General features: G+C 59.7%; 18 protein-coding genes. 14 read left to right on the plus strand and 4 right to left on the minus strand.

Translation table 11 applies throughout. The features are described from left to right. Positions 1 to 362: 362 nt before the first annotated feature. Together HFP54_RS18450 and HFP54_RS18455 are read right to left on the minus strand one after the other, a co-directional pair. Entirely contained in the window at positions 363 to 1,631 is a 1,269-nt protein-coding gene (locus tag HFP54_RS18450; RefSeq protein ID WP_168566321.1) for a sodium:calcium antiporter, read from the minus strand. Positions 1,632 to 1,715: 84 nt separating this feature from the next. Continuing rightward, complete coding sequence (locus tag HFP54_RS18455) at positions 1,716 to 4,151, minus strand: DNA gyrase/topoisomerase IV subunit A (protein WP_146415894.1); 2,436 nt, start codon at positions 4,149 to 4,151, stop codon at positions 1,716 to 1,718. Between the two features lie 458 nt (positions 4,152 to 4,609). On the opposite strand from HFP54_RS18455, the gene HFP54_RS18460 reads away from it, so the two are divergent. Then, positions 4,610 to 5,140: a hypothetical protein gene (locus HFP54_RS18460; protein ID WP_197138301.1), complete on the plus strand. Its 531-nt coding sequence runs from the start codon at positions 4,610 to 4,612 to the stop codon at positions 5,138 to 5,140. Between the two features lie 200 nt (positions 5,141 to 5,340). Next, a complete protein-coding gene (locus tag HFP54_RS18465; RefSeq protein ID WP_145293280.1) occupies positions 5,341 to 5,718 on the plus strand; it encodes a hypothetical protein in 378 nt (125 codons plus the stop codon). A gap of 124 nt (positions 5,719 to 5,842) precedes the next feature. On the opposite strand, the gene HFP54_RS18470 is transcribed toward HFP54_RS18465, so the two are convergent. After that, a complete protein-coding gene (locus HFP54_RS18470) occupies positions 5,843 to 6,682 on the minus strand; it encodes an SDR family NAD(P)-dependent oxidoreductase (RefSeq protein WP_168566322.1) in 840 nt (279 codons plus the stop codon). Positions 6,683 to 6,953: 271 nt separating this feature from the next. Here HFP54_RS18470 and HFP54_RS18475 point away from each other — a divergent pair, with 271 nt between their 5' ends. The 12 genes from HFP54_RS18475 to HFP54_RS18530 all read left to right on the plus strand — a co-directional run bounded on the left by HFP54_RS18475 (position 6,954) and on the right by HFP54_RS18530 (position 15,325). Further along, positions 6,954 to 7,745, plus strand: coding sequence for a DeoR/GlpR family DNA-binding transcription regulator (locus HFP54_RS18475; RefSeq protein WP_231131262.1), 792 nt, complete (start codon positions 6,954 to 6,956; stop codon positions 7,743 to 7,745). Further along, the gene (gene pduL, locus HFP54_RS18480) at positions 7,742 to 8,479 is read left to right on the plus strand and encodes a phosphate propanoyltransferase (protein WP_168566323.1); all 738 of its coding nucleotides are present in this window, start codon (positions 7,742 to 7,744) and stop codon (positions 8,477 to 8,479) included. Before HFP54_RS18475 ends, pduL begins: the two co-directional genes overlap by 4 nt. A gap of 92 nt (positions 8,480 to 8,571) precedes the next feature. Further along, a complete protein-coding gene (locus HFP54_RS18485; protein ID WP_145293288.1) occupies positions 8,572 to 8,868 on the plus strand; it encodes a BMC domain-containing protein in 297 nt (98 codons plus the stop codon). Between the two features lie 133 nt (positions 8,869 to 9,001). Further along, positions 9,002 to 9,271, plus strand: a complete 270-nt coding sequence (locus tag HFP54_RS18490) for a BMC domain-containing protein (RefSeq protein ID WP_146415891.1) — start codon at positions 9,002 to 9,004, stop codon at positions 9,269 to 9,271. Between the two features lie 116 nt (positions 9,272 to 9,387). Then, the gene (locus HFP54_RS18495) at positions 9,388 to 10,581 is read left to right on the plus strand and encodes an acetate/propionate family kinase (RefSeq protein ID WP_168566324.1); all 1,194 of its coding nucleotides are present in this window, start codon (positions 9,388 to 9,390) and stop codon (positions 10,579 to 10,581) included. A gap of 36 nt (positions 10,582 to 10,617) precedes the next feature. Continuing rightward, complete coding sequence (locus HFP54_RS18500) at positions 10,618 to 10,929, plus strand: EutN/CcmL family microcompartment protein (protein ID WP_146415889.1); 312 nt, start codon at positions 10,618 to 10,620, stop codon at positions 10,927 to 10,929. Positions 10,930 to 10,999: 70 nt separating this feature from the next. Continuing rightward, the gene (locus HFP54_RS18505) at positions 11,000 to 12,445 is read left to right on the plus strand and encodes an aldehyde dehydrogenase family protein (RefSeq protein WP_168566325.1); all 1,446 of its coding nucleotides are present in this window, start codon (positions 11,000 to 11,002) and stop codon (positions 12,443 to 12,445) included. A 37-nt stretch (positions 12,446 to 12,482) separates the two neighbouring features. Then, positions 12,483 to 12,740 (plus strand): EutN/CcmL family microcompartment protein, encoded by a 258-nt coding sequence (locus HFP54_RS18510; RefSeq protein ID WP_168566326.1) that lies wholly within the window; start codon positions 12,483 to 12,485, stop codon positions 12,738 to 12,740. Then, the gene (locus tag HFP54_RS18515) at positions 12,733 to 13,059 is read left to right on the plus strand and encodes a hypothetical protein (RefSeq protein ID WP_146415886.1); all 327 of its coding nucleotides are present in this window, start codon (positions 12,733 to 12,735) and stop codon (positions 13,057 to 13,059) included. Before HFP54_RS18510 ends, HFP54_RS18515 begins: the two co-directional genes overlap by 8 nt. Beyond that, the gene (locus tag HFP54_RS18520) at positions 13,056 to 13,334 is read left to right on the plus strand and encodes a EutN/CcmL family microcompartment protein (protein WP_145293303.1); all 279 of its coding nucleotides are present in this window, start codon (positions 13,056 to 13,058) and stop codon (positions 13,332 to 13,334) included. Before HFP54_RS18515 ends, HFP54_RS18520 begins: the two co-directional genes overlap by 4 nt. A 63-nt stretch (positions 13,335 to 13,397) precedes the next feature. Continuing rightward, positions 13,398 to 14,261, plus strand: coding sequence for a class II aldolase/adducin family protein (locus tag HFP54_RS18525; RefSeq protein WP_168566327.1), 864 nt, complete (start codon positions 13,398 to 13,400; stop codon positions 14,259 to 14,261). A 128-nt stretch (positions 14,262 to 14,389) separates the two neighbouring features. Next, on the plus strand, positions 14,390 to 15,325 hold the full coding sequence (locus tag HFP54_RS18530; protein ID WP_146415883.1) for a lactate/malate dehydrogenase family protein: 936 nt from the start codon (positions 14,390 to 14,392) through the stop codon (positions 15,323 to 15,325). Positions 15,326 to 15,666: 341 nt separating this feature from the next. Here HFP54_RS18530 and ftsH read toward each other — a convergent pair whose 3' ends face one another. Beyond that, positions 15,667 to 17,736 (minus strand): ATP-dependent zinc metalloprotease FtsH, encoded by a 2,070-nt coding sequence (gene ftsH, locus HFP54_RS18535; RefSeq protein WP_146415882.1) that lies wholly within the window; start codon positions 17,734 to 17,736, stop codon positions 15,667 to 15,669. Positions 17,737 to 17,842: the final 106 nt, after the last annotated feature.

Raw genomic sequence — 17,842 nt, forward strand, 5'->3', positions numbered from 1 at the left:
ATCGTCCGCATCGATTCAACGAGCGTGCGTTGATCATCGTTGTACCCCTTGGGTGCCACCAAACATGCCCTGACACAAGTGTGTCTTTATGGGGAGGCCGCGGGAGGAAGTCAAGAAAAATGTGGCGTGTAGGTTTTGGTCAAACGCTGGCGCGTTCGGCATCTGTGATGAGGTGAGTCCGCACGTTCTTATTGGCTGTCGCTGAGCGAGGGTGCTTCACCTTCCCGCACCGTGGGAGGGTCGGAATCGAGGAACGAGATTCCGGGGAGGGGGCTCTTAGCCGGCGCGCCCTCCCCTCGCTAAGGCTCGACCCTCCCGGAGGGAGGATGAAGCTGCGTTGCCGCGGCGTTGGTCCGCTTGGCTTATTTGTAGGTCAGCCAGGACGAGATCGTTTCGGTCCACGCCCATCCGGACACGGTGCCGACGACGTACAACACGAACGTCGCGTATAGCGCCAACAACCAAGTCGCCTTGGGTCGGCCCATGCGGATCAGACGGGCGCCGTCGTCGGCAGTCGTCCGGGGGCCGATGAAGTAAACCAGGAACGCGGCCGTCGTCAGGATCAGCAACAGTGACAAAATCTGCGACGTCGGTTGTGCGATTTCCGGAGGCATTTGGATCGGTCCAAAAGCCAACGTGTAAGCGAACAATGGCAACCCGAGTGCAAAACCGATGTCGAACACATTGCTGCCCAGGGCGTTGGCCACCGCGTCGTCATAGTCGCCGTCGCGGGCATCACGGATCGACATCACGGTGTCGGGAACACTGGTCGCCATCGACGCAAAAATGACCGCCACGAACACCGACGCCATGCCCAAGCCCTGGAACTGAAACCCAAGAAGCGAGTACCCCGGATTGTCCACGTTGGCCGGGCCACTGCCCAGCCAATGGCAGGCCATCACCAAGACGTAACAGGCGACACCGATCACCGCGACGGACGTCAATAACATCGGCCAAGCGTTCCAGGTTTCGCTGTGGATCCGCTGGGTGTGCTTTTCGCGAATGAAGGCGCGTTCCAGATCCAACAGCGGTCCGCCGGAAATCCAGTAGAAGACTTTACCGATCCATCCGGCGGGTTGATCGTCGTCATCACCCTCAGCTTCGTCCGCGTCGGTTGCCGTGACGTTACCGCTTGGATTGCGACGCATCGATAACAGCATGTACGCCAGGTAAACCAGGTACATCAGGATCAGAATGCCGCCTTGCCACCAATCCAGTGTGGGGCGCGTCAACAGGATCAGAACCGCGACTTCGCAGATCAACAATGCCAATCCGTCACGCAGGATCACTTTGCTGTGAACATCGATGGAGGTGACTTTTCGACCGGCGATCGTGGCACCGATGACCGAAAAAATGCACGCCGCGGGAATGATCATGCCGTTGAACAGGGCGCTGCCGGCGGTGGTTCCCAGCCCGATCGCAAAGCCTTCTTCGTCTTTCAGGAAGAACAATGCGATGAACGTGGTCAGCAATTCAGGGATGGAACTGCTGATCGCATTGATGGTGCCGCCGCGGACGCCTTCGGAAAGGTTGCGTCCCAAGTATTCCGACGCGATTTCGAACCCGTCGCAGGCACGCCAGATGACCAGGCAGGTCAACAGAATCACCAACAGCGGAATGACAATGCCCATGAAGTTCGTTCAGCGATGGTACGAAAAGAGAAACCGCCCACGCGACGTCCGCACGATATCGGCGGAAACGATTGTCGGTAACAATCAAGCGTCGGTGTCTTCTTCCAGTACGGGTGGTTGCACCGGAGCGGTGATGATTTCGGCGATCTGGCCGTTCTTTTGGATTTCGGTTCCACGCCCGCCGCGCGACGTGACGCGGTACTTCGCCGTGCTGATCGTTTTCTTGGCACCACGGTTGGTCACCACGGTCATCAAATCACGGTCCCCCGTGCTGGCCTTGAATCCCAGAACGCGGTCGTCTTTCGCCAAGCGGATCAACGTCACGCCTTTGCCGGGACCGGACAAGTAGTTGATTTCTTCGGCGTCACAGATCATCGCCCGGCATTGTTGTGTGACGGCCAAGACGACTTCGGTTCCGTCGACGACTTGGACATCGATGACGTCCGCACCGGCGGGGACTCGGGCGAACCGGCGACCGGACCGCGTGGATGGTTCGACGAAGTTTTCCAAGCCGAATCGCAGGGCGAACCCGGCACTGGTGGCCGCCAGGGCGTGCGCCGCGGGACAGTAATCGGGATGCTTGGGGTCTTCTTTGACTTCCCCGATCATCCGCGGGTCAAAGGACACCGCGGCGACGATTCGTTCGCCGTCTTTCATCTTGAACAGCTTTTGGATCGGTTCACCGAATCCGGTGGACGCCGGGATGTCGATCAGTCGCGTGGTGTAACAAACGCCCATGGATGAAAACAGACCCAAGGTTGCACGCGTGCTGCCGCCCAGGACGGTCAGCACACTGTCGCCCTGGCGGACGCGACTTTTGGACGGGTCGGCGATCTGTTTTTGTCGTTTGATCCAACCGTCGCGGGTGATCATCACGTGACAATCTTCGGCGACGATGAAATCTTCTTCGGTGTATTCGGCGACTTCGACGTCGGCGTCGATCCGCGTACGCCGTTTGGCGGCGTCATCGCTGGCGTGGTTCTTGATCAGTTCGTTGATCTCATCACGAATGATTTGCCAGCGGCCGGATTGATTGGTGTCGCGTGTGTCTTCCTTCAACAGTTTGCGGATCTGGCGGGCGCGACGATTCTTGTCCTTCAGTTCGTCCAAGATCAGATTGATTTCCAACCGAGCAAGGCGATACAGCTTCAGTTCCAAAATCGCATCGGTCTGTTCCTCATCTAGTCCGCCTTTGGATGCGGGGAACCGCTTCATGATCTTTTGCGCCGCGTCGGCTTTGCCATCGCTGTTGCGGATGATCTTGATGATCGTATCCAAGGCGTCGAAGATCAGCGCGAAGCCTTCCAGGATATGAATCCGTCGCTCCAAGGCTTTCAGTTCGTTGGTTAGCCGTTCGGTGACGACGTCCAAGCGGAACTTCAGGAAGTACCACAAGATCTCTTTCAACGACAGCTTGTCTGGTTGGCCGACTTCCGGGTTGGTGGTCGGGACCAGACAGGTCAAGTTGACGTTGAAGTTGGATTGCAGTTGGGTGTGTTTGTAAAGGTACGCCAAGACCTTGTTTTCGTCGGCGTCCTTCTTCAATTGCAATTCAATGCAAATGTCGGCGGTCGACAGGTCACGCACCTCTTGGACCAACGGCAGCTTGCTGCTGTAGACCAGTTCGCCGATGCGTTCGACCAGGGTGGATTTATTGACACCGAACGGGATCTCGGTGATCTGCAGGATCTTGCCGGCCTTGGTGGTCTTGGCCGGTGCGGCGACGCCGCGCAATTTGATGCTGCCGCCACCGGTCGCGTAGATCTCGCGCAGTTCTTCCTTGGTGTTGATGACTTGGCCGCCGGTTGGGAAATCCGGGCCTTGGATGGCATCGCGGGCGACCAGTTGGTAGTCCTTGATTTCCGGGTCTTTCAACAGTTTCAACAGCGCGCCGCAGACTTCTTTCAGGTTGTGCGGCGGGATGTTGGTGGCCATCCCCACGGCGATGCCCGTCGCGCCGTTGACCAACAGGTTGGGCACGCGGCTGGGCAGGACGACGGGTTCTTCGCGGCTGCCGTCATAGTTGGGTTTGTAGGCGACGGTGCGGCTGGCCAAGTCCGCCAGGATTTCCGACGAAATCGCCGTCATGCGGCATTCGGTGTATCGCATCGCCGCGGCATTGTCGCCGTCGATGCTGCCGAAGTTGCCGCTGCCGTCGATCAGGGGGACACGCATCGCGAACGGCTGGGCCATGCGGACCAAGGCTTCGTAGATGCTGCTGTCGCCGTGGGGGTGAAAGTTACCCATCACGTCGCCGACGACTTTGGCGCATTTGCGGTGCTTGGCGGTCGAATTCAGCCCCTGTTGGCTCATCGTGTACAGGATCCGCCGCTGGACCGGTTTCAGCCCGTCGCGGACATCGGGCAGCGCCCGGCTGGTGATGACCGACAGACTGTAATTCAGATAGCGGGCTTGGGCCGCCTGTCGCAGCGGCGTGCCGATTTGTAGGTCGGCATCATCCGATGGGCCTTGCGCGGTCTGGCTGCGTTTGCTGTTGCGTTGAGATCGACGTTTCGCCACTCGCGAGGGTTCCTGACGGGCGTTGGGGGACGGTCGGTCCGCGGTCGGTCACAGATGCGGGAGATGTGAATCTGTGTCGTTTGCGGGATGGATGCGGTTTATAGCGGTCAGACCCGTTCCGGCGGAACCGCCGATCGGGCAAGTGGTCCGCGTTGCCCCGGCCGGTGGGTGTGGGCAAAGATCGACTGGCAGGGGGGATCACGCGGTCGAATCGGATTCATCGGCTGGGCGGGATTCAGTGCCTGGGGCGGGCCGCCGGGTTTTGTCGATCGCATCGTGCCCGGTTGTAAAGGTCATCGGCGTCACGCGTGATGTCCGAAACAGGTCGATAGTCCGAGACAGACCGGGTCCGATCGATGCCGCAGGAGGCGAGTGTCGGAAGCGGAGCACAGGCTGGTTTGGTGACCTTGGGCTGACAGTCCGTTTAGCGGTTACCGACAAGGAAGGAAAGACGAACGATGGAACGTTCTTGGAAGCATCTCGCTGCGGTCGGCGCGGCGATCGTCGGCTCGATCGGCTGGTCCGCGGTTGCCGTGGCCCAATCGTTTGACGGCCAGATCATTAGCTCGCACGTGGTCAGCGACGAAGTCGTCGGCACCACCGGCTCGGTCGACGGCATGGTCGTCGATGGGGGCGTGGTCGATGGCGGAACAGTCGTCAACGGCTCGATGGCCGGCGGTTCGGTCGCCCAACGCCGCGACTATGGCCAACCCGACCTGTTTTACAACTACTACACCCAGGGCAACGCCAATTCGGCCAACGCCCAGATGTACGTGTCGCCCGTTCCGGTGCCCGCGTTTGTCGGACACACGTTCAACACGTATCAGCCGTGGTATCCCCATCATTACCTGTATTGGCATGTCGACCGTTACCACAACAACTATGACAACGGTCGCGGAATGAATCGCACCAAAGCGGTGTATTACAGCCCGCCCGTCCGCCAAGCGGCCAGTAACTTCTATTGGAACGTGCTGCGGATTCCCCGCTGATGCCGACTTTTGGGTGACCCGGTTCCGAGGTGACCCGTTGCGATTGAGTTGTTCCGTGGTGGCGTCGTCTCGCGAAATCGGGGCGTCCTGCGACGGCGCGGATCGTGACGGCAGGTGCCCGTTGTTGGACCGCATCACCGACCCCAACTACTGTTCACTGAAAGAACCAATACCCACGTGATCTGATCGGGAACCGACCGATGACCAAACGCATTCTTTTCGCCGTCGCCGTGTTGGGCGGTCTGTTCGCCACCAGCGGATCCGCTCAAGCGGGTGATCCGTACGGCATGACGCACATTTGGAAGATGAACCAGGCGGCCAATCGCCCCTGGCACGGCGCGTATCAGTACCAGCAATACGGTCAACCGACCGCGCTGGTCGTTCCGCCGACCGCCCACATGCGTCAGACCTATTCATGGGGCGTCAGCCAAAACCTGATGTACCCGCTGAATCACCAGTTCGGACGTAGTGCCAGCTATCCTGGCGCCGCCGCGCCGGGCCAGTTTTTGAACACGCCCAATTGGCCCAGCCACACCGATCAGTTCGGCATCTACTACGTCCGCGGTCCGTGGCGCTAAGCCGTCCGAACCGTCGCCCTGCCGGTCGGTTGCGACCGGTCCAGTGGTGTGAATGACTTTCAACAGGCGAGCCGTGCCGGAAGAAATTCTGGGACGGCTCGTTTCGGTTCATGCCGGTTGATCGTTATTCCGATGCTTGTTGGGCGGCTTCGATCCGATACATTTCGCGCCACGGCAATTGAATGCCGCCGTCGATCGTCAGGGTGCTGCCGGTGACGTACTGGCTGTGCGGGTGGCACAGAAAGACCACCGCGTGTCCGATTTCGGCGGGTTCGCCCAGCCGTCCGGCCGGCAGCGTTTCGGCCTGCTGTTGAAGCGTTTCTTCGGTGAAGAACTTTCGTTCGCCCGGCGTATTGATCCAACCCGGATGGATCGTGTTGACGCGAATGTTGTGGCTGATCAGTTCGACCGCCGCCGTCTTGGACATCTGGTCGTTGGCCGCCTTGGCCATGTTGTAGGCCATCGAACCGGGCATGCCGCTGTGGGCTTGGGGGCTGCTGATGACAACGATGTTGCCGCCCTGGCCACGTCGGACCATCGATATGGCCGCCGCGCGGGTCGTGTAAAACGCGCCCCACATGCTGACGTCGATGGTTTTTCGAAACCCGTCCAGGTCCGCTTCGATCATCGTTTGGCGATCGCTGTAGGCGGCGTTGCTGACGAAGATGTCCAGGTGGCCCAAGTGATCCAGCGATTGTTTGATCAGCGTTTCGGCACCTTCCTGACTGGCCAGGTCGGCGCCGACCGCATGAGCCGGGACGTCGTGACGCCGGCAGCCTTCAATCGCTTCGGCGGCCTCGGACGCGTGCCGGTGATAGTGAACCACGCATTCGCACCCGGCGGCGGCCAGCTGCTGGACGATGCCCCGGCCGATCCCGCGGGACGAACCGGTGACCAGTGCTTTCTTTCCCTCCAGCGGCCGTGCCGGGTCGATCGCAGGCAATTCGTAGGCGGGCGTGGGCATTTTGACAGAAATCCTGCAAGGCGGGTGATGGCGGCCGGGCGGGGAACAGTCCCGCGTCAAGTCCGAATTATGGCCTTTGCACAGCCTTCGCGACAGCGATCGAGACCCAGAATGCGGTGAAATGGCGACATGAGAATGGAAGGATTGTCGCACCTTGTGAAGGAAATCGTCAAAAATGAAAAAGTTTTGCCGTGAGCCTGTTGATCTGCTTCTTCGTTGGAAGCATTCTTTCACCTGAGGGCAGAAAACTTTCACCGGAGGTCCCGCCGTTTTGGCCACCTTGTCCCAGAATCGCCGCGAAAAGCTTCGCCAGTTGGTCCAGACGCAGGGTTTTGTGTCGTTGGGCGACTTGGCGTCGACGCTGGAGGTCAGCGAATCGACGGTTCGTCGTGACTTGGAATCGCTGGAACAGGCGGGGCAGGCGCGTCGGACCCACGGCGGCGTTTTCTGGACCGGCGAAGGCGACAAGATGCCGGTCTTCGCCAACCGCCGGGATGACCGCTGGGCGGCCAAGCGGGCGATCGGCAAGTTGGCGTCAGAGATGATCGACGACGACGAAACTGTGCTGCTGGACGGTGGCAGCACGACCTACGAGATCGCCCGGCACCTGGTCGGACGACCGTTGCAGGTGGTGACCAACAGTTTGCCGGTGGCTTACCTGCTTTCAGCCAGCGATTCGATCGACTTGATCATGATCGGCGGCTGTGTCCGGGGGCGTACGGCGGTGGCCATCGGGCCATTGGCCGACTTGATGCTAGCGCAAATCAACGTCTCCAAGGCGTTCTTGTCGGTCGCCGGTGTGACCGAACGAGGCTACTTCAACAGCGACATGATGCTGGTCGAAAGCGAAAAACAAATGCTGAAGGCTGCCGACGAAGCGATCGTTGTGGCCGACAGCAGCAAGTTCGGTCGCGTCAGCCTGTCGCGGATGTGCGGATTACAGGACGTGGCCCGAGTGGTCACCGACGATGGCTTGAATTCACAGTGGAAAGGCTGGCTAAAAGCTGCCGGCGTCGAACTAGCCTTGGCTAGTGGCGTTTCACGAAGCGGACAGGACGAATGAACAATCCAACAATCGATCGCAATCAAATCGAGTCGATGGTGCGGGCCGCGATTCGCGGTGCATCCGGAGCGACAGGTCAATGCACCGGAGCCGCCGTGGCGGAACAGCCGCCCGGTTGGGTCGACGGCAAGCCGAACCTGCGTGTCAGCATTTCCGCGCGGCACTGTCACTTGACCGACGAACATGTGGAAACCCTGTTCGGCCCCGGAAGTGTGCTGGAGCCTGAAAAGGATCTGTACCAAGACGGCTTTTATGCGGCCAAGCAGACCGTGATGGTCGTCGGCCCCCGCCGTCGCATGTTGCCCAACGTGCGTGTGCTGGGCCCAACGCGTGGTGCATCGCAAGTGGAATTGGCGTTCACGGATTCCATTTCGCTGGGCATCGACGCGCCGGTTCGCCATAGCGGCAAGATCGACGGCACGCCCGGTTGCGTGCTGGTCGGCCCCGCCGGCACGGTCCAGTTGGACCAGGGTGTCATTCGCGCGGCCCGTCACGTCCACATGAACTTTGCCGACGCCGATCATTTCGGTGTGCAAAACGGCGACATGATGCAACTGATCGTCCGCAGCCCCGACTGTGGCGTCATCTTTGAAGACGTTCTGGTGCGGGCCGATGAGGCGGCCAAGCTGGAGGTCCACATCGATACCGATGAAGGCAATGCCTGTCATTTGGATGCGGCGACCGAAATCAAGCTCGTCCGCCAAGGCGGCGGTGCGTGTGGCTGCGGCGGCTGAGGCCGGCCCGCGGCACCATTGTCGATCCCCGATCGACAACCATCTTTCACCCCTTTTTCCCTCTCGTTTCGTAAGTTCCTGAAGGCAACAACATGGCAAAAATCAGCGAAGCGCTCGGCATGATTGAAACCAAGGGCTTTGTGTCCTTGGTCGAAGCCACCGACGCAATGATGAAGGCGGCCAACGTCCAATTCCTCGGCTGGGACAAGGTCGGTTCCGGCCTGGCCAGCGTGTTCGTCACCGGCGATGTCGCTGCGGTCAAAGCGGCCACCGATGCCGGTGCGAGTGCGGCCGGTCGCGTCGGCGAAGTCGTCAGCGTCCAAGTCATCCCTCGTCCGCATGAAGACCTGGAAAAGGTTTTGAAGCTGCCCGCCGCAGCGAAGAAGTGATTGGAACAACGCCGACGCTGATTGACGGCGTTCCGGCGGTTCACCACGGTTGCCCGGCCCTGTCACAGACGGCAAAGGCAACGCCCTGCCCTTTTCCTAGAACATTCACGCCAACAACAAATTCAGAATCATCATGAATGACGCTATCGGATTGATTGAAACTCGTGGGCTGATCGCCCTGGTCGAAGCCACCGACGCGATGGCCAAAGCCGCCAACGTCGAAATCACCAAACGCATCGATTTGGGTGGCGGCTTGGTCACCACGGTCGTCAGCGGCGACGTCGGCAGCGTTCGCGCCGCGGTCGAAGCCGGTGCAACGGCCGCTTCGCAGATCGGCGAATTGATCAGCAGCCACATCATTCCCCGGCCCAGCGCGGGGTTGACCGACGCTTTTTTCAAGTAGGCCGGGGCGGTCGCGATTTTGAACCGACGATTCGTGCCGGCATTCAAACACATGTCGATGCATCGGAGCCCGGTTCGCTCGGATCTTTCCAACATCCCATTGACGAGACGGTTCCTGTGCTTGTCCTTGTAGCCAACTTGGGTTCGACCAGTTTCAAGTATCGCCTGTTCAATATGGACAGCGGCGATTGCTTGGCCCGTGGTGCTGTTGAACGCATCGGTGACGATGAAAGTCGCTGTAGCGTGACGATCGGTGATTGGTCCGACACGATGGTCATGCCGGTGCCCGATCACGGCGTCGCGGTGGCCGCGTGTTTGCAGCAGTTGACCGATCCCCAGCACGGTGCGATTGCCGAAGCCGGGCAAGTGGCCGCGATCGGTTTCAAAGCCGTTCACGGCGGACGAATGTCGGGCACGTTCGTGGTCGATGACGACGTTTTGGACGCGATGGCGGAAATGAACGCGGCGGCGCCCGCGCACAACCCGCCGTACATCGCGGCGATGAAGTTGTTGCGACAGCGGTTCCCCGACCTGCCTTTGGTGGCGGCGTTTGAAACTGAGTTTCATCGCACGATTCCCGATTCCCGATCGACGTACGCGATTCCCAAACCATGGACCGATGAATTTCAGGTCCGGCGCTGGGGATTCCATGGTGCCAGTCACCAATACATCGCCGAGCGGATGGCGGAACTGTTGCAACGCGACGACGCGAAACTGATTTCCTGTCACCTGGGTGGAAGCAGCAGTTTGACGGCGATTCGTGCCGGCCAAAGCGTCATGACGACGATGGGCATGACGCCCCAAACGGGGCTGCCGCAAAACAATCGGGTCGGCGATTTCGATCCTTTTGCCCTGCCGCTGATCATGCAACGCACCGGCGATTCGCTGGACGTGACGCTGCAGCGGTTGGCCAGCGAAGGCGGATTGCTGGGCATCAGCGGACGCAGCGGTGACATTCGCGACTTGGAACAGGCGGCGGATGCCGGCGACACCGATTCGCAGTTGGCATTGGACGTTTACGTCGAAGAGATTCGCCGGCACCTCGGCGGCATGATGGTCGCGCTGGGTGGCGTCGATGCGATCGTGTTCACCGGTGGGATCGGCGAAAACAGCCGACGCGTTCGTCGCGGTGTTTGTGCCGACTTGGAAAGCTTTGGCATCGTCTTGGATGACGCAATGAACGAATCGGCCGACGACGAAACTCAACTGAGTGCCGACGATTCGAAGACTCAGATTTGGACCGTTCCGACCAATGAAGAATGGATCGTCGCCAAACGTGCGATGAAAGCCTTGGGCCGTCACGCCACTTAACTGTTTCCTCCGTCCCCCGCATCCCCGTGTCACGGAATGTTCATCGCCAAAGTCACCGGTTCGGTCGTCGCAACACAGAAGGTCGGTTCCATGACCGGCCACAAGTTGCTGGTCGTTGAACCCTATCGATTGGAACCGGATCAGCGCAAGTCACTGATCACGACCGGCCGGACGTTCATTGCCGTCGACACGATCGGCGCCGGGGAGAACGATTTTGTGTTGATCACCCAAGGCAGCAGCGCACGTCTGACGCCGGAGACAAAAACTTTGCCCATCGACGCGGTCATCATCGGCATCGTCGACAAGGTGCACATCGACGACCGCGAAGTCAGCGTTGATCGCGACTGACGCGATCGGTCGCTGATGGCGGCGTTCTTGAACCCGACACCACCACGAAACCGAATCCCAAGTTCCTGACATGCAATTCGACGAAAACCTGATCCGCAACGTTGTGTCCCAGGTGCTGGCGGAGGTCGGCCCCATGCCGACCACCGATGGCAGAGTTGCCTTGCGACCCGATTCTGCCCCGGCATCGGCGGGCCAGCACGGCATCTTTTACGACGCCGAATCGGCGGTCGCTGCCGCTCGCGAAGCTTTCGAACAACTGCGACGCGGGACAATGGAAGACCGCAAGCAGATCATCGAAATCATTCGCCGGATCAGCATCGCCCAGTGCGAAGAACTGGGGCTGATGGAGATGGACGAAACCCAGGTGGGACGTCCCGAGCACAAGATCGAAAAGCTTCGCACGCTGGGCGAACGATCGCCGGGTGTGGAGATGTTGGAAACCAAAGCTTTCAGCGGAGACCACGGGCTGGCAATCATCGAACGCGCCCCGTTCGGCGTCATCGCCGCAATTACTCCCGTCACTCACAGTTTGCCCACCATCACGGGCAACGCCGTCAGCATGATTGCCGGAGGCAACGCCGTGGTGGTCAACCCGCACCCGTCGGGCAAACGGGTTGCCGCCGAGGGCGTTCGACGATTCAACGAAGCGATCTATCGCGAAGTCGGCATCGACAATTTGATTTGCGTCATCGCCGAACCGACGTTGGAATCGGCCGATGCGTTGTTCAAGCATCGTGATGTCGCATTGATCTGTGTCACCGGTGGGCCGGCCGTCGGACGTGCGGCCCTGAACAGCGGCAAACGGGCGATCGTCGCCGGACCGGGAAACCCGCCGGTGGTGATCGACGAAACCGCCGACTTGGACAATGCGGCCCGCTGCATCATTCAAGGGGCTTCCTACGACAACAACTTGCTGTGCATTGCGGAAAAGGAAGTCTTCGTCGTCGAAAGCGTTTTCGACGCGATGATGGAAGCGATGCGTCGTGCCGGTGCGGTTCAGCTGAACGCGGCACAAATCGATGCCTTGACCGCGAAGGCCATCACCACCGCCGGTGACGATCATCACCACGTCGCCGCCAAAGAATTGATCGGCAAGAACGCGAGTGTTTTGGCCGCCGCCGCGGGAGTCCAGGTTCCCGATTCGACCGAACTCGTCTTTGGCGAAACGGATGAAAATCATCCCTTTGTCAGCGTCGAACAGATGATGCCGTTCGTGCCATTCGTCCGCGCCCGTGACGTGGACCACGCGATCGCCCTGGCCAAGCACTACGAACACGGCTTCCGTCACACCGCGATCATCCACAGTCGCAACGTTCGCAACATGACCAAGATGGGCCGCGAACTGGACACGACGTTGTACATCAAGAACGGCCCCAGCATGGCTTCGCTGGGATTGGGCGGTGAAGGCTACCTGTCGTTCAGCATCGCCGGTCCGACCGGCGAAGGCGTCACGAACCCGAACACGTTCACCCGCGAACGCCGCTGCAGCATGATCGACGAACTTCGCGTCATCTGATCAAGCCGTTTCACGCCATCCTGAATTTACCACCAATATGCAAACCGCCAACGTTCTCGGATCGACCCACGCGACGATCAAGCATTCCAGCTTGACCGGTCGTCGTTTGGTCATCGTCCAGCCGTTGGGAGTGGGCGGCGACAGCGACGGCCCGCCGCTGTTGGTGGTCGATTCGTTGGGGACGCGCAAAGGCGATCGCGTGATCATTTGCAGCGACGGCAGCTATGCCCGCGAAGTGACCGGCCACGAACAGACACCGGCTCGCTGGACCGTGATGGGGATCTGCGATGACTGATTCCCATGTCACCACGATCGACGAAGCCTTCATTCAACGGGTCGCCCAATTGGTGATTCGTCGTTTGGCCCAAATGCAATTGGCCAACATGACGGCGCCGGTTGCGGACGCGGCACGCCCCGCCCCGCCGCCACAAGCATCATGCGACGAAAAGGTCGTCACCGATGAAGCGGTGGCCGGTCGACCGGTGGGAACCACATTGGTCATCCGAAGCGACGCGATCGTGACACCGCTGGCCAAAGACACCGCACGGCAACGTCAGATTCGGCTGGTCCGCGGCGACCAGCCCGACGGGAATAAAGCAAAGGCGACGTCATGAAGCTGGCACGAACCATCGGCACCGTCACGCTTTCGCGATCGCATCCGGCGATGAAGGCCGCACGGCTTCGCTGTGTGGAGATCGTCGATTCGGTCCAGCGAATCGAAACGCAGCCCCTGGGTGGCGACACCGTGGTGGCTTGGGATTTATGTGGCTGTGGCGACGGCGATTTGGTCGCCCTGGCCGAAGGCCCCGAAGCCGCCCAGCCGTTTCGGCCCGACGTCAAACCGCTGGACGCATCGATCGTCGCAATCCTGGACGAAGTCGATTTGTAAACGCACACCAAGACCAATCAAGAATCACTGACCACTGAGTTTCACCAACCCCCGGCACCTGTCATGCAAAACGTTCACAAAATCAAGCAAGACATTTGCGACATCGGTCGTCGCATCTACAACCGCCAATTCGCCGCGGCCAACGACGGCAACATCACGGTGCGTATCAGCGAGAACGAAGTGCTGTGTACTCCGACCTTGCACTGCAAGGGCTTTTTGAAGCCCGATGACATTGCAACGGTCGACATGACAGGCAAGCAGATCTCTGGTCGCAAAAAGCGGTCCAGCGAAGCGTTGTTGCACATCGAGATCTATAAGAACCGCCCGGATATCAAGAGCGTTGTGCACTGTCACCCGCCACACGCCACCGCGTTTGCCATCGCTCGCGAACCGATCCCACAGTGCATCTTGCCGGAAGTCGAAGTCTTCCTGGGTGACGTTCCGATCACCAAGTATGAAACGCCCGGTGGTCAAGAGTTTGCCGACACGATCATCCCGTTCGTTAGCAAGACCAACGTGATCATCTTGGCGAACCACGGCACGGTCAGCTACGGCGAAACGGTCGAACAGGCGTACTGGTGGACGGAGATTCTGGATTCCTATTGCCGGATGTTGATGCTGGCCAAGCAACTGGGCAACGTTTCGTTCTTGACCGCCGGCAAGAGCCAAGAACTGTTGGATCTGAAGGGCAAATGGGGATTCTCCGATCCACGGAACACCGACGAGTACAAAGACTGTGACATCTGTGCCAATGACATCTTCCGTGAGTCGTGGGCGGCATCCGACGTCCAGCGTCGCGCGTTCCCCGCACCGCCGCCGATCAAGGAAACCACCAAGCAAGTCGCCGATGCCAACGGCATGGACGAAGACCAGTTGGTGCAACTGATCACCAACGAAGTTGTCCGCCAGTTGCAGTCGGCTTCCTAGTCACATTCACGGTCCTGCCGCGCGGCCACCGGTTGCGTCGTGGCATCGTTCATCTGCCCGCGGCGGCGCACGCCATCCGCGGCCTCTGTCGAATCCATTCATCCCTTTGATTCCCCCACAGCGTATCCATGAAAGTTTCGATTATCGGTGGCGGCGGTTTGGTCGGTTCCTGCGCCGCGTATGCTTTGCAATGCGGCGGCCTGGCCAGCGAAATCGCTTTGTTGGACGTCAACCAAGAATTGGCGGTTGGTCAGGCGCTGGACCTGCAGCACGGCGGCCCTAGCGTGGCGGATCAACGGATCGCTGGCGGAGGCTACGAGCACATTCCCGACAGTGACATCATCTGCATCACCGCGGGCTTGCGTCGAAAGCCCGACGAATCGCGTTTGGATCTGATCAATCGCAACACCGATTTGTTCGTTCAGATCGTTCGCGATGTGAAGGCGGCCGGTCCCAAGTCGTCGGCCATCGTGTTGGTCGTCAGCAATCCGGTGGACATCCTGACCTACGTCGCCGCCCAAATGCTGGACCTGCCCGAATCACAAGTCATCGGGCTGGGCACGCAACTGGACACGATCCGATTCTGCAGTCTGATCGCAGAAGAATTGAACGCACCGCCGACCCAGACTCGGGCGCTGATTTTGGGTGAACACGGCGAATCCATGGTGCCGATTTGGAGTAGTGCGACGATCGCCGGATTGCCGCTGGACAAGTACCCGGGGTGGAACCCCACGTTGGCGAACAAGTTGTTCACACGCACCCGGGGCAGCGGCGCGGAAGTGATCAAAAGAAAAGGTGGCGCGGGATTCGCAGTGGGGATTGCCATCCGTGACTGCATCGATGCGGTCATTTTGAATCAAAACCGCGTCATGCCGGTGAGCAGCATTCAAAATGGTTGTTACGGTATACGTGATGTCGCTCTTTCGGTGCCGACGGTCCTGGGACGTCAGGGTGTGGTCGATCGGATGGAGATCGATCTTTGGCCGAAAGAAGTCCAGGGCTTGCGACAAAGCGGCGCGTCATTAAGAAAGACGCTCGAATTGGTGATGCAACGGGTAGCCTAGGCAGTTTGGTGAACTAGGCTTGCATGGGTACACCGATGTACAGAAGTCCGTGCTTCGGGACGGGGTGCGCAGGAGTCTAGAGAGGATGCAATTAACGGCTGCGTTCCTGTTCTTTCCTCGCACTCCCTCCCGAAGCACGTACTTGGGCCGAACACCGTTCAGCGATTTTGTAGCCCTTCATCAAAAGAACGTTAAGGGTTAACGATCGGACTCTTCGGCTAACCGCAGCCCTTCGGAAATATCATGATTCGATGCGCCATCAAATGGAATGCGCACGAAAGGGCTTGCGGGGATTTTTCTTCGTCCGCCATGCTGGCGGGCTTGTGGTGTCACCGATCCGATTAGATCTGGTTATCGCCGGTCGGTGCGATGTCGACGCCGGGGTTGGCCGGGGCCAGCTTGGCTCGTGGCTTTTCGGCAACGGTGCCGGGCACCAACCACGGTCCGGTGGCGTTTTCTTTGATCAACCGGATCAGTTCTTCGTTGTCGATCGATTCGACTTCTAGCAATCGCTGGGTGACCGCTTCCAGGACTTCGCGGCGTTGTTCCAGGATATCACGGGTGTGTGAAAGTGCGTCTTCGATGATTCGCGAGACTTCCTTGTCGATCATCTTGGACATTTCATCGCTGTGGCTGGATTGATAGCCGTCGTTGCCGCCACCGGCCAGGAACGGTGACCGGGTGCTGCGTCGCAGGTTGATGCGTCCCAACCGGCTCATGCCGTAATCCATGACCATGCTGCGGGCGATTTCGGTGCAGCGTTCCAGGTCGTTTTGGGCGCCGGTGCTGATGTCTTGAAAGATCATTTCCTCGGTCAGTGTTCCGGCCAACAACACCCGCATCTGACTTTCCAATTCGCTCTTGGTCATCAGATAGCGTTCCGATTCGGGACGTTGCATCGTGTATCCCAGGGCGGCCAATCCGCGGGGGATGATACTGACCTTGTGAACCGGATCGGTGTTGGGCAACGCGGCGGCGACCAACGCGTGGCCGGCTTCGTGATAAGCGACGCGGATTTTTTCGTCCTCGTTCATCACCCGCTTCTTCTTTTCCAGTCCAGCGGTGACGCGTTCAACAGCCTCGTTGAACTGTTCCAGTCCCACGGCCGACTTTCCGGCTCGGGCGGCCAGCAGCGCGGCTTCGTTGACCAGGTTGGCCAAGTCGGCACCGACGAAGCCTGGGGTGATCGACGCGATTTCTTTCAGTTCGACGCTGTCATCCAGGCGGACTGATTTGACATGGACTTTCAAGATTTCTTCGCGACCAGCGACGTCGGGGCGATCGACCAAGACGTGGCGGTCGAAACGGCCGGGACGCAACAGAGCCGGGTCCAAGGTTTCGGGCCGGTTGGTCGCCGCGACGACGATCACGCCGCTGTTGGAATCGAAGCCATCCATTTCGACCAGCAGCGCGTTTAGCGTCTGTTCGCGTTCATCGTGCCCGCCGACGATGTTTCCGCTGCGGCTTTTACCCAGGGCGTCCAATTCGTCGATGAAAATGATGCACGGCGCGCGGTTGGTGGCTTGGCTGAACATATCGCGGACGCGGGCGGCACCGACGCCGACGTACATTTCCACGAAATCGCTGCCGGACAGGCTGAAGAACGGTGCTCCGGCTTCGCCCGCGATCGCCCGAGCCAACAGGGTTTTGCCGGTTCCGGGAGGCCCGACCAGCAGCACGCCTTTGGGAATGCGTCCGCCCAGGGCCTGGTATTTTTCGCTGTTCTTTAGAAAGTCGACGACCTCGCGGACTTCTTCGACGGCTTCGTCGATCCCCGCGACGTCTTCGAACGAAATCGGCAACTCTTCTTCGCCGTACAATTTGCCCTTGCTGCGTGAAAACTGCATCGGCGACCCCACCCCGCTGACGCGTCGCAGCATCATGATGCCCATCACGATGAGCACGCCCAGGATCAACAGTTGAGGCCACTGGTTTTCCAGGAAACGGCTGGGGCGTTCGGTCGTCCAAACGACGCCGCTGTCGTTCAGCAAGGAGATCAGTCGTGCCTGTTCTTCGTCGCTGTCCAGGGTCCGGTTGGTGACGAAGTCGACCCGCTTGGCTTGGCTTTGGGTATCACTGCCGTCGGCACCCAGGGACCGGTACAGCACCGTGCCGGTGATTTCTTCGTCGGCCACGTTGATTTCACGCAGCTGGCTGTATTCGACCAAGTCGCCGCTGGGGCGTTTGGCTTGGATCGAAATCGGTCCATCCTGCGATTCCTGGCCGGCATCGACCGGCGGGGCGACTTGCTTGCTGAGCAGTTCCATCAGATCGCGATAACTCATCTGATGCTGCGAATTACCGAACAGCATCGCGCTCAGCAGGATGGCCCCGGTGACCGTCAGCAGAACCAGCCAGACGTTGGATTGGTTCTTGCGATCGTTCTTTCCGCGGCGTTTGTCGTCGGCCATGGCGTGCTACTCTGGGGCGATGCGATCAAGAGGTTCAGAATCGGTGGAGACGCCGGGGGCGGCGGTCGGTCTTCATTTTGATCCGGCATTGTTTGCCTGGACGGCC

It is taken from the genome of Crateriforma spongiae, from assembly GCF_012290005.1.
Lineage (GTDB): Bacteria > Planctomycetota > Planctomycetia > Pirellulales > Pirellulaceae > Crateriforma > Crateriforma spongiae.

Bases quoted from the DNA above. Each gene is read 5' to 3' on its own strand.
- HFP54_RS18450 (WP_168566321.1), bottom strand. From the start codon at position 1,631: ATGGGCATTGTCATTCCGCTGTTGGTGATTCTGTTGACCTGCCTGGTC.
- HFP54_RS18460 (WP_197138301.1), top strand. From the start codon at position 4,610: ATGGAACGTTCTTGGAAGCATCTCGCTGCGGTCGGCGCGGCGATCGTC.
- HFP54_RS18465 (WP_145293280.1), top strand. From the start codon at position 5,341: ATGACCAAACGCATTCTTTTCGCCGTCGCCGTGTTGGGCGGTCTGTTC.
- HFP54_RS18470 (WP_168566322.1), bottom strand. From the start codon at position 6,682: ATGCCCACGCCCGCCTACGAATTGCCTGCGATCGACCCGGCACGGCCG.
- pduL (WP_168566323.1), top strand. From the start codon at position 7,742: ATGAACAATCCAACAATCGATCGCAATCAAATCGAGTCGATGGTGCGG.
- HFP54_RS18485 (WP_145293288.1), top strand. From the start codon at position 8,572: ATGGCAAAAATCAGCGAAGCGCTCGGCATGATTGAAACCAAGGGCTTT.
- HFP54_RS18490 (WP_146415891.1), top strand. From the start codon at position 9,002: ATGAATGACGCTATCGGATTGATTGAAACTCGTGGGCTGATCGCCCTG.
- HFP54_RS18500 (WP_146415889.1), top strand. From the start codon at position 10,618: ATGTTCATCGCCAAAGTCACCGGTTCGGTCGTCGCAACACAGAAGGTC.
- HFP54_RS18505 (WP_168566325.1), top strand. From the start codon at position 11,000: ATGCAATTCGACGAAAACCTGATCCGCAACGTTGTGTCCCAGGTGCTG.
- HFP54_RS18510 (WP_168566326.1), top strand. From the start codon at position 12,483: ATGCAAACCGCCAACGTTCTCGGATCGACCCACGCGACGATCAAGCAT.
- HFP54_RS18515 (WP_146415886.1), top strand. From the start codon at position 12,733: ATGACTGATTCCCATGTCACCACGATCGACGAAGCCTTCATTCAACGG.
- HFP54_RS18520 (WP_145293303.1), top strand. From the start codon at position 13,056: ATGAAGCTGGCACGAACCATCGGCACCGTCACGCTTTCGCGATCGCAT.
- HFP54_RS18525 (WP_168566327.1), top strand. From the start codon at position 13,398: ATGCAAAACGTTCACAAAATCAAGCAAGACATTTGCGACATCGGTCGT.
- HFP54_RS18530 (WP_146415883.1), top strand. From the start codon at position 14,390: ATGAAAGTTTCGATTATCGGTGGCGGCGGTTTGGTCGGTTCCTGCGCC.
- ftsH (WP_146415882.1), bottom strand. From the start codon at position 17,736: ATGGCCGACGACAAACGCCGCGGAAAGAACGATCGCAAGAACCAATCC.